The organism is Massilia yuzhufengensis, assembly GCF_900112225.1.
Classification (GTDB): domain Bacteria; phylum Pseudomonadota; class Gammaproteobacteria; order Burkholderiales; family Burkholderiaceae_D; genus Telluria; species Telluria yuzhufengensis.
Map to the genome: position 1 here is coordinate 346,787 of NZ_FOLD01000002.1, position 10,959 is coordinate 357,745.

Consider the following 10,959-nt stretch of genomic DNA (forward strand, 5'->3'; position numbering starts at 1 on the left):
AACTTGACATTTGTTTATCCGAAACACTCTAATGCTGCCCTCAGGCAATTTTTAGCTTGCCGAGGTCATCATTAACAAGCGTAAGACACCGCGCCCCCCGCCCCGGGACGCGGTTGTGTTTCAGAAGTTTCGGAGAAATTTTGTCAAAGCAGCAACTCGTCGTAAAGCGCAGCGTGATCGCTGTCGCCATGGCGCTGGCCACTTCCAGCGTCGCATTTGCCCAGCAAGCCGCTGAGGCGCCGGTCCAGAAGGTCTACGTGACCGGTTCCAACATCAAGCGCGCCGACAAGGAAGGTTCTTCCCCGGTCGCGACCCTCAATGCCAAGCAGATTGCCGCCACCGGCGCCAATACCGTGTCGGAACTGCTGCATTCGATCCCGGCCTTCGGCTCGGGCACCTCGAACGACATCACCGACGGCAGCTTCTCGAAAGGCGCCTCGACCGCCTCGCTGCGCGGCCTCGGTTCGTCCTCCACCCTGGTCCTGCTCAACGGCCGCCGCATCACCACGTCGGCTTATGCCGACCCGAACCAGGGCAAGTCGGCCGTGTATGACCTCAACACCATCCCGGTGTCGGCCATCGAACGTGTGGAAATCTTCAAGGATGGCGCATCGGCCGTGTACGGCTCGGACGCGATTGCCGGCGTGATCAACTTCATCACGAAGACGAATTACCAGGGCAAGGAAATCACCGCCTCGACCAGCGCCAACGACAACCTGGAGTTCGCCCGCCGCAATGTGAGCGGCGTGCTCGGTTTCGGCGACCTGGCGGAAGACCGCTACAACGCCTTCTTCAGCTTCGACATCGGCTCGCGCGACCGCACCAGCATCCGCGATGCCCGCGACGTCAAGCAGCACATGTACGCCGACATCAACGCGCGCCTGAACGAATACGGCAGCTACGTCTCGAACCAGCCGTTCTTCTTCCGCGAACGCACCGCCGGCGCCCGCAACTTCACCACCACCCTGGCCAACGGCGCCGACATCATCAACCGTACCGGTTGCGATGCCTCGCGGCAGATCACCGGCAACCGCGACCGCCACAACCTGACCGCGACCTCGCTGCTCAACGGCCGCACCTTCTGCAACTACGACACCTGGGCCAACCAGGAAGCGCAGAGCAAGGGCAACGACGCCAACCTGCTGGGCAAGCTGACTTTCCAGGTCACGCCGGACATCACCGCCTTCCTCGAGACGGGCGTCACCCGCACCGAGCGCGAATACACCGGCAACGCGTCGACCATCTCGTCGACCGCGCCGACCACGGTGTTCCGCACCAACGGCCTGCCGAGCGACTACCAGCTGATCCTGCCGGCCGGCCACCCGGACAATCCGTGGGCCAACTCGCGCGCAGCCATCGCCTACCGCTTCAGCGGCATCGACGGCGGCTCCAAGAACGTCAACCAGTCGGGCCGCCTGCTGGCCGGCCTGAAGGGCACCAGCGGCCGGTTTGACTGGGAAACCGCGGTCCTGCTGAACCGCAGCGAGCGCACCGAGACCATGAAGGGCATGCTGTACCGCCCGACCATCGACCGCATCGTCAGCGAAGGCCGCACCCTGGCCCAGACCGCGGCCGACCCGAGCGTGGCGCGCAACGTGGTCAACAAGGGTTACGCCCAGGTTGCCCAGTTCGACGCCAAGGCATCGACCACGGTCGGCGTTCTGCCCGGCGGCGACATCGGCCTGGCCTTCGGCGGCGAAATCCGCCAGGAAAAGCTGTCGATGACCCCGGACTACCAGACCCAGACCGGTAACATCATCGGCCTGGCGAACTCGCTGGTCGACGGCAGCCGCATGGTGAAATCGGCCTTCGTCGAACTGCGTACCCCGTTCACCAAGCAGTTCGAAATGGACTTCGCCGGCCGCTACGACAAGTACCCGAGCGAGAACAGCTTCGTGCCGAAAGTCGGCGCCAAGTTTATCGTCAACGACAAGCTGACCTTCCGCTCGTCGTACGCCGAAGGCTTCCGCGCCCCGGCCCTGTCGCAGATCGCCGAAGGCGGTGTCCAGTCGTTCTCGACCGTCGTCGACACCGTGCGCTGCCCTGACGGCAAGAACCCGCTGGCTGGCGGCGACGCGAGCGACTGCGCCCGCCGCATCTCGTCGATGTCGAAGGCCAACCCGAACCTGAAGCCGGAAACCTCGAAGAGCTTCTCGTTCGGCGCGATCATCGCCCCGACCAAAAACATCGACCTGCTGGTGGACTTCTACAAGATCCGCAAGGAAGACGAAACCGCCCTGCTGTCGGCGGGCTACGTGATCGACCACCCGGCCCTGTATCCGGGCCTGGCCATCCGCGACACCAACCCGGCCAACCAGCTGGTCGGCGCCAACGGCCAGCCGATCCCGGGCACCGGCCCGGTGAGCGCGGTGAACCGCACCTACGTGAACCAGGGCGCAACCGAGACCTCGGGCCTGGACTTTGAAGTGGCGCACCGCCTGAACCTGGGCGCGAATGGCCGCCTGACCACGAAACTGGACTGGTCCTACGCACTGACCTTCAAGCGTTCGGAGCGTCCGGGCGAAGTCGAAGCCAACCTGGTCGGCACCGCCGGCGGCTACTCCGACTGGGCCACCACCGTCGGCGACATCCCGCGCCACCGCGCCTCGCTGTCGACCAACTGGTCGGTGGGCGTGCACTCGCTGACCGGTTCGGTGGACTTCGTCTCGCCGGTCTCGCTGCTGCGCCGTAGCGACAACGACGTCACCTACCCGGTGCCGTACTGCCACTACGGCAAGGGCCAGCCAGCCGGCGCCTACAGCCTGGGCGGCCTGGACAAGTTCAGCAACTGGGTGAGCGACTGCTCGGTGCCGGAATGGACCACGTTCAACGTGTCGTACTCGTACACGGGCATCAAGAACTGGACCCTGTCGGGCAACATCAAGAACCTGTTCGACACCGCGGCGCCGTATGACCCGCGTTACCCGACCGAAGGTTTCAACACCCAGCTGCACAATGCGATGGGGCGTTATTTCCGTGTGAGCGCGAACTACAAGTTCTGATGGGACTGATGGTTTGATGAAAGCCGCCTGGTGAAAGCTGGGCGGCTTTTTTTCGTTGATGCTTCGCGATGCGGTATCGCTGCATTTCGAAACTTGGGTTCGCCGCGCAGGCGGGAACCCAATCTTGCGTGGTCATTCGCGCCCTACGATTTAGCTCGTCTCAGTAAAAGCCAGGTAGAGCTCGCGTGCACGACGCGCCACCGGGCCGGCTTCCAGCGTCCGGTCTTCATAGCGCGTACACGGCGTAACCTTGCCATAATTCCCGGTACTGAAAATCTCGCGCGCCGTCATCAGTTCTTCCTTGCCCACGGTACGCTCCTCCACCGTCACGCCTTCCGACGCCAGCAGCGCGATCACGCGCGCCCGGGTGATCCCGGCCAGGAAGGTGCCGTTCAGTTTCGGCGTCACCACCGCGCCATCCGCCGCCACGATGAACAGGTTCGAGGCCGCGAACTCGGCCACGTTACCATCCGCATCGAGCATGATCGCCTGGTCGAAGCCACGCGCCTTGGCTTCGCGCATGGCGCGGGTCGAGTTGGCGTACAGGGCCGAGGCCTTGGCGTCGGTCGGCGCCATGCTGGCCTGGGGGCGCAGCAGGGTCGACAGGCAGGCTGAAAATCCGGCGAACGGCGGCAACGGCGCATCGAACAGGGTCAGGGCGAACTGGCTGGCTTCGGCCACCGGGATCAGGAAGCCGTCGGTGCCGAACACCAGCGGGCGGATGTACAGTTCGGCGTCGGCCGGGAACTTGGCCACGCCTTCGCGCACCAGCGCTTCCATCTCGTCCACACTCAGCGGGCAGCGCAAGCCCAGCTTGTCGGCGGAGGAAATCACGCGCTCCAGGTGCGGGCGCAGGTCGGGCAGCTTGCCGTGCATGGCGCGGGCGCCGTCGAAGACGGATGAGCCCAGCCACAGGCTGTGATCCATGGCGCCATACAAAGGCACGTTGCCTTCAGTCCATTGGCCATTGAAATAAGTCAGGTACATGCATCCCTCGATTTTCTGGTTCGTACAGCCCTTCAGTGTAACGCTTTCGACGGGTTCATTGTTCGGTGGCGAACCATGTGAAAGCGATGCCTCGCGTACACTGATGCTTTCGAAGTCACCCTTACCCATGCTCGCCATTCTTGAACGGATCAACCCCGACAGCGACCGCATCGACCTGCTGGTCGAACTGGTCGATTGCCTGCGCCCGCGACACCGCTGGGTCTGGCAAAAAGCGGACGATCCGGCCCAGGCGGTGCGCACGCTGACCCAGCTGCTCCGGGGTAACCAGGCCCAAGCCTGGAACCTGCGCCATTACATCACCACCCTGCTCGAGCGCCGCCGCCATACCAGCCTTTACAGCGACATCGGCATCCTGTCGAACGACGGCTTCGTCGCCGAACTGAAGCGCCGCATCACTTACCGCTTCCTGCCGCCGGCCCTGAACGACCTGTACCTGTCGGACGCCCTCAACCAGGTGCTGTACGCCGAAAACGACTACGAATGGATCCGCGCGGTGCCCAACGCCGACTGGATGGAACTGTTCGACGTCATCGCCAATGCCCCGCCACCGGCCCACGCGACGCCCGACCGCGCGCGCTACGTCACCGTGATGGGCATCCTCGACGCCATCCGCACCCTGTCCTGCCGGGTCTGCGCGCTGGGCCTGGAACCGCGCCTGGTGCACAGCTACAGCGAAATCGAGCACTTCGATTCGCCCTTCCTGATGCAGAACATCGAGGTCAACGACTTCCTCGACGAATACGCCCGCTACCTCGACGGCAAGATCGACCGCCCCGAACCGGCGCGCCACCTCCTGGTGATGCTCGACCAGTGCGAGGACGTGGTGCTCAAGATCCGCCGCGGCGCCCAGAGCACCGGCACCAGCGTGGCGCTGACCTACCTGCTGGTGGCCTTGCAGCAGAGCATCGACCGCCTGCACAAGCTGCTCTACCTGGTGGACGTGACGGGCGAGCTGCCGTCCGCCGCGAGCGTGGACCTGGACGCCGTGGCCAGCTCGGTCGCCAGCGGCGCCGGGACGGTGGCCAGCGACCGCCGCCTGGCCGCCATCGCGCTGGCCGAGGAATTGATCGAGGCGCACAACACCAAGTACCAGGTGCGCGGCCTGATGCGCGACAACGTCGACCTGCTGGCCCGCAACATGACGGAAAACGCCAGCCGCACCGGCGAGCACTACATCGCCGAGAACCGGCGCGCATTGCGCCACATGTTCGTGGCCGCATCCGGCGCGGGCTTCATTGTCGGCTTCATGGCGATGTTCAAGATCATGCTCGGCTACCTGCGCACGGCGCCGCTGGTCGAAGCCTTTTTGTTCAGCATGAATTATTCGCTCGGTTTCATCCTCATCTACGTGCTGCACTTCACGGTGGCGACCAAGCAGCCGGCCATGACGGCCCAGCACATCGCCGCTTCGCTGCACCAGGCCGACAACGGGCGCGGGCTCGACGTCGACAGCCTGGCCGAGCTGGTGTGCAAGGTGTTCCGCACCCAGATCGTGGCCGTGCTGGGCAACGTGGCGCTGGCCTTTCCGGTGGCCTGGCTGATCGCGGTGGGCTATAAGGCGGTCAACGGCAGCCACATGGTCGATCCGCTCAAGGCCCACCACCTGCTGGCCGACATCGATCCCTTCCATGGCCCGGCCCTGTTCTACGCGGCGATCGCCGGCGTGTGGCTGTTCGTGGCCGGGCTCATCTCGGGCTACTACGACAACAAGGCGCTCTACACCCGCATGGGCCAGCGCGTGCGCCAGCTGCGCGGCCTGCGCCGCCTGCTGGGCGAGGAGCGCCAGGCCCGCTTCGCCGCCTACGTCGAGGACAACCTGGGCGGCCTGATGGGTAACTTCTTCTTCGGCTGCATGCTGGGCATGACCGGCACCGTCGGCTACCTGCTCGGCTTGCCCCTCGACATCCGCCACGTGACCTTCTCGACCGCGAACTTCGCCACCGCGCTGGTGGCCCTGGACTACCAGCTGGCGCCTGCCGCGATCGGCACGGCCGCGGCCGGCGTGGCCCTGATCGGCACCGTCAACCTGGTCGTCAGTTTCGGGCTGGCCCTGTGGGTGGCCATGCGCGCGCGCAAGATCCGCTTCAAGCGCGGCATCCTGCTGGTGCGCGCCCTTGGGCGCCGCCTGTTTGCTTCACCCATCGACTTTTTCCTCGGCCCGAAAGACCATGCCGACAGCAGTGAACTCATCTTGAGGGACACGAAATGAAGAACAAACGCCTTGCCAGCTTCCTCGGCCTCCTGGCCTTCGTCGGCGTGATCGCCTCATGCAAGAGCCTGCCCAGTGCCGAGGCCCTGCCGGACGCCCCGCTCAAGCGCACGCCCACGGTGGCGACCCAGCGCGGCATGCTCGACGCCAAGCAGGCCTCGCAGCTGCTCACCAAGCGCTGGGCCAACGCGACGGCCGACCTGAAGCAGCTGGCCGTGCTGGAGGAGCAGGCCACCGGCGCTCCACTGATTCCGGGCAACCAGGTCACGCTGCTGTTCGACGGCCCCGCCACCATGCGCGACATGATGAATGCGGCGCGCGATGCGAAAACCTCGATCAACCTGGAGACTTATATCTTCGACCAGGACCCGATCGGCCTGCAGTTCGCCGATATCCTGATCGAGAAACGGCGCCAGGGGGTGGTGGTCAACATCATGGCCGACGGCGTCGGCACCCTGGCCACGCCCAAGGAATTCTTCGAGCGCCTGCGCGCGGCCGGCATCAATGTGCTGATCTTCAATCCGGTCGATCCCACCAAGCGGCCCGGCAACTGGCAATTGAACAACCGCGACCACCGCAAGATCATGATCGTCGATGGCAAGGTCGGCTTCACCGGCGGCATCAACATCAGCGAGACCTATGCCAACAGCTCGCTGTTCCGCTCCAAGCAAAAGGCCGGCACGGCGGACAAGAACAAGGTGGGCTGGCGCGACACGCATATCCGCATCGAGGGCCCGGCCGTCGCGACGCTGCAGTGGGCCTTCATCGACAACTGGGTGCGCCAGGATGCCGGCGAGCTGCCGGCGGTCGATTATTTCCCGCGCCTGAAGGTCGAAGGCGACAAGGTATTGCGCGTGCTGGCCACCTCGCCCGACCGCGATTCGGAAATCTACAAGTCGCTGATGATCGCGATGAACGAGGCCAAGCAGTCGATCCACGTCACCTCGGCCTACTTCGTGCCGGACCAGCAGATCGTCGACGCCCTGATCGCGGCCGCCAAGCGCGGGGTGGATGTGAAGCTGGTACTGCCGGGGGTGTCGGACCACGACCTGATCAAGTATGCGGGCCAGGCCTTCTACGACCAGCTGCTCAGCGGCGGGGTGAAGATCTTCCAGCTGCAGGTGGCGGTGCTGCATGCCAAGACAGCGGTGATCGACGGCATCTGGTCGACCATCGGCTCGGCCAATATCGACCGGCGCAGCTTCATCCATAACTACGAACTGAACGTGGTGGTGCTGGATCCGGCCTTCGGGCGCGCGATGGAAAGCGCGTTCAACGAGGACTTGCGCGATTCCAAGGAGGTGACGCTGGAGCAGTGGCGCCACCGGCCCTGGAAGGACCGCTTGCGCGAGATGATGGGGCGGCTGGCCGAGTACTGGATCTAAAACGCCTTACAAACCGGCGGCCATCAGGCCGTCGTTGTGCGGGGTCCAGACGTTCCCGGTGCGCATGAACTTGTCGGTGTCGACCACCTCGAAGTGCCCGTGCACAACGTCCCACCCGTAGCGGTCGATCTCCACCTTCATCGGCTCGACCCGCAGCACATTGAATGAATTCACCTCGCCGCGCCCGCGGGTCGAGGTGGCCGTCCCCGCCTGGACCACCAGCGCCGCGTACTCGCTCATCTCGTAGCGGGTCGCCGTGCTGCCCGCGTGGCTGGCATGCATGTGCCCACCCATCAGGATGTCGACCCCGGTCTCGGAAAACGCCTGCATCGCGCGCGAAGCGCGGTTCACCAGGTCGCGCTCTTCGAAATGCTCGGGCAGGTCGAATGGGTGGTGGGCGACGACGATGCGCGTGACCGAGGCCGGCACATTGGCCAGTTGCCCGCGCAAGGTGTCGAGCTGGTCGCGGCTCACCTTGCCGTCCTTGATGGTGAACGAGCGCGCCGTGTTCACCCCCAGCACGGCGATCTCGTCGTCGATGTAGGCCGGGTCGAGGTCGTCGGTGATGTAGCGCTTGTAGCGTTCGAGCGGCTTGACAAAGCGGCGGAACACGTTGTACAGCGAAATGTCGTGGTTGCCCGGCACAATGATCTGCGGGCCCGGCAGGGTGTCGAGCCAGGCGCGCGCCTCCTCGAACTGTTCGGCCCTGGCGCGCTGGGTCAGGTCGCCCGAGACCACCAGCACGTCCGGCGCGATGCGTTGGACCAGTTCGCGCAGCGGCGCCAGCAGGCTGTGGTCGACCCGGCCGAAGTGCAGGTCCGACAGGTGTACAAGTGTGCGCAATGCCTTCTCCCGATGGTTCAGATGTCCTGGGTCGCGACCGCCTCGCCGGCGCGCCGTGCGCGCGCGCGGCTGCGGCGCTCGAGGGTGGCGGCGCCGGTGATGCAGATCGCCAGCCAGCCGCAGCCTTCGGCGGCCGCCGCGAGCACGTCGGACAGATAATGGACTCCAAGATACATCCTTGAGAACGCGACTGTCGCCACCATGGCCAGCGCCAGCACGAAGGGCAGCACCCTGCCCGCCCAGCCGCGTGCGTGGCGCGACGCGTAGCAGGCGATGAAGCCGTACAGCACAGTGGCCGCCATCGTGTGGCCGCTGGGGAAGCTGTAGGTGCTCAGCTCCAGCAGGGGCTCGGCGAAATGCGGGCGGGCGCGCTCGAAGCTGCGCTTGAGCAGCACGTTCAGCACCAGCCCGCCCGGCACGCTGGCGGCCAGCGCCACCGTCCAGTAGCGCTGCCTGCGCCGGTAGAGCCAGGCGCCGGCTACCGCCGCCAGGACCAGGATGCCCGGCGTGCTGTGCACGTGCGTGATGGCCGTCAGGACCTGGCGCGGCAACGCGTTGGCGCGAGCGTGCGCATGCAGCCAGTTGGCCACTTCCACGTCGAGCTGGGTGATCGGGGCGCCGGCAACCACGGCGCCGGCCATGCGCGCGAACACGGCGGTGGCCAGCAGCAGCAGCAGCACGCCGGCGGTCAGGTGCAGGCCGTACTCGCCTTCTGGCGAGAAGCGGGCGGCGGCGAAACGGTGCAGCCGCGCGGGGAAGGAAACGGGAGGATCGTGTGGCATGAAACTTGAGATAAGGGTAATTTGCGAAAAAACTACAGCTAAAAATTTTTACTGTACATCCACACAGTACCTGTAGATTTATACAGTGGTTGTGATATTCTTTAGTTACTCCAACGAACTTAATAAAAGGAAGAACACCATGACCACTCTGAACAGCAACTTCGGCCTGGAATATGCCCCTGTCCCTTTTATGGTGCGCATCGGTCGCCGCGAAGTGTTGATCACCCGTGATTTCCGCAAGCGCTTCTACGCGGTCAACCCGGTCATCGAGTGCGACACCGGCGTCGAGCCAGGCCATATCGAGATCCTGCTGTTCCGCCGCTGGCTGCTCATCCTGTCCAAGGCGCACTGAGCCAAGGCTGCACTAAAAATCGCATAATGTTAAGCGATTAAATTCGTTCCTTCAGAGGGAACCGGGCCGTACTCTAGAGGCTCCAAACTGCCCTCTGAAAGAACAACATGCTTCGCAAAAATTTCCTGAAGTCGCTGGCGACCATCACGCTGCTGGCGCCGCTCGTGGCGCCTTCGGCCGCGTTTGCTGCCGATGTTACCTTGCTCAACGTGTCGTATGACCCGACCCGTGAGCTCTACCAGGATATCGACGCCGCCTTCGCCCGCCAATGGAAAGCCAAGACCGGCGACAGCGTCACCGTCAAGCAGTCGCACGGCGGCTCGGGCAAGCAGGCCCGCGCCGTGATCGACGGCCTGCAGGCCGACGTCGTCACGCTGGCCCTGGCCTATGACATCGACGCCATCAGCGAACGCGGCCTGATCGCCAACGACTGGCAGAAGCGCCTGTCCTACCGCAGCTCGCCGTACACCTCGACCATCGTGTTCCTGGTGCGCAAGGGTAACCCGAAAGGCATCCGCGACTGGGGCGACATCGTCAAACCGGGCGTCGCCGTGATCACGCCCAACCCGAAAACTTCGGGCGGCGCCCGCTGGAACCACCTGGCCGCCTACGGCTACGCGCTGCGCCAGCCGGGTGGCTCGCCGGCCACGGCCAAGGATTTCCTGGGCAAACTCTACAAGAACGTCCCGGTGCTCGATTCCGGCGCCCGCGGCGCCACCACCACCTTCGTCGAACGCGGCATCGGCGACGTGCTGCTGGCCTGGGAAAACGAAGCCCTGCTGGCGCTGCGCGAGCTGGGTCCGGACAAGTTCGAGATCGTGGCGCCGTCGCTGAGCATTTTGGCAGAACCGCCGGTAGCCGTGGTCGACAAGAACGTCGACAAGCGCGGCACCCGCAAGGTGGCGCAGGCTTACCTCGAGTTCCTGTACACCGACGAAGGCCAGGAAATCGTTGCCAAGAACTATTACCGTCCTGCGGTGGACAAGTTCTCGAAGAAATACGCCTCGCAGTTCCCGAACATCAAGCTGTTCCAGATTGCGGAGCTCGGCGGCTGGACCCAGGCGCAGAAGGCGCACTTCGCGGATGGCGGGGTGTTTGACCAGATTTATCAGCCGGGTAAGTAAGCCCCGAAAAGCAGATACCGCGAAACGTCTCACGTGGCGGATAAAGCGGGTGGTTGCCGCATTGCGGCACCGCCCGCTTTCTTCGTTTGCCTCAAGACCGTCGTACGCGCCACTGGCGCCTACGACTTCCGGCGCAGGCCGGAACCCAAGTTTTTCTCCGAAGTCGCCGACGCATGTGCTGCTGCGTAAGAAATGGCGCTGTCACCCTTGGCTGTGGATGAGGATTGAACTGTCGAGCTGCGCCACGGTCCAAA

The 10,959-nt window shown here is 64.5% G+C and carries 8 protein-coding genes; 5 read left to right on the plus strand and 3 right to left on the minus strand.

Features of this window, described 5'->3' with window-relative positions; genetic code table 11:
• Nucleotides 1-140: 140 nt before the first annotated feature.
• Nucleotides 141-3,002, plus strand: a complete 2,862-nt coding sequence (locus BM031_RS03555; protein WP_143084504.1) for a TonB-dependent receptor — start codon at nt 141-143, stop codon at nt 3,000-3,002.
• Nucleotides 3,003-3,152: 150 nt separating this feature from the next.
• On the opposite strand, the gene BM031_RS03560 is transcribed toward BM031_RS03555, so the two are convergent.
• On the minus strand, nt 3,153-3,989 hold the full coding sequence (locus BM031_RS03560) for a branched-chain amino acid aminotransferase (protein ID WP_091871157.1): 837 nt from the start codon (nt 3,987-3,989) through the stop codon (nt 3,153-3,155).
• 127 nt (nt 3,990-4,116) lie between these two features.
• Between BM031_RS03560 and BM031_RS03565 the strand changes: the two genes are divergently transcribed.
• Entirely contained in the window at nt 4,117-6,219 is a 2,103-nt protein-coding gene (locus BM031_RS03565) for a site-specific recombinase (RefSeq protein WP_091871160.1), read from the plus strand.
• Nucleotides 6,216-7,604: a cardiolipin synthase gene (gene cls / locus BM031_RS03570; protein ID WP_091871163.1), complete on the plus strand. Its 1,389-nt coding sequence runs from the start codon at nt 6,216-6,218 to the stop codon at nt 7,602-7,604. Before BM031_RS03565 ends, cls begins: the two co-directional genes overlap by 4 nt.
• A gap of 6 nt (nt 7,605-7,610) precedes the next feature.
• On the opposite strand, the gene BM031_RS03575 is transcribed toward cls, so the two are convergent.
• Nucleotides 7,611-8,447, minus strand: coding sequence for a metallophosphoesterase family protein (locus BM031_RS03575; protein WP_091871166.1), 837 nt, complete (start codon nt 8,445-8,447; stop codon nt 7,611-7,613).
• A gap of 17 nt (nt 8,448-8,464) precedes the next feature.
• The gene (locus BM031_RS03580; RefSeq protein ID WP_091871170.1) at nt 8,465-9,229 is read right to left on the minus strand and encodes a phosphatase PAP2 family protein; all 765 of its coding nucleotides are present in this window, start codon (nt 9,227-9,229) and stop codon (nt 8,465-8,467) included.
• 139 nt (nt 9,230-9,368) lie between these two features.
• Here BM031_RS03580 and BM031_RS03585 point away from each other — a divergent pair, with 139 nt between their 5' ends.
• Both BM031_RS03585 and BM031_RS03590 read left to right on the plus strand, forming a co-directional pair.
• Complete coding sequence (locus tag BM031_RS03585) at nt 9,369-9,581, plus strand: hypothetical protein (protein ID WP_091871174.1); 213 nt, start codon at nt 9,369-9,371, stop codon at nt 9,579-9,581.
• A gap of 107 nt (nt 9,582-9,688) precedes the next feature.
• The gene (locus BM031_RS03590) at nt 9,689-10,705 is read left to right on the plus strand and encodes a sulfate ABC transporter substrate-binding protein (protein WP_091871176.1); all 1,017 of its coding nucleotides are present in this window, start codon (nt 9,689-9,691) and stop codon (nt 10,703-10,705) included.
• The last annotated feature ends 254 nt before the right edge of the window (nt 10,706-10,959 follow it).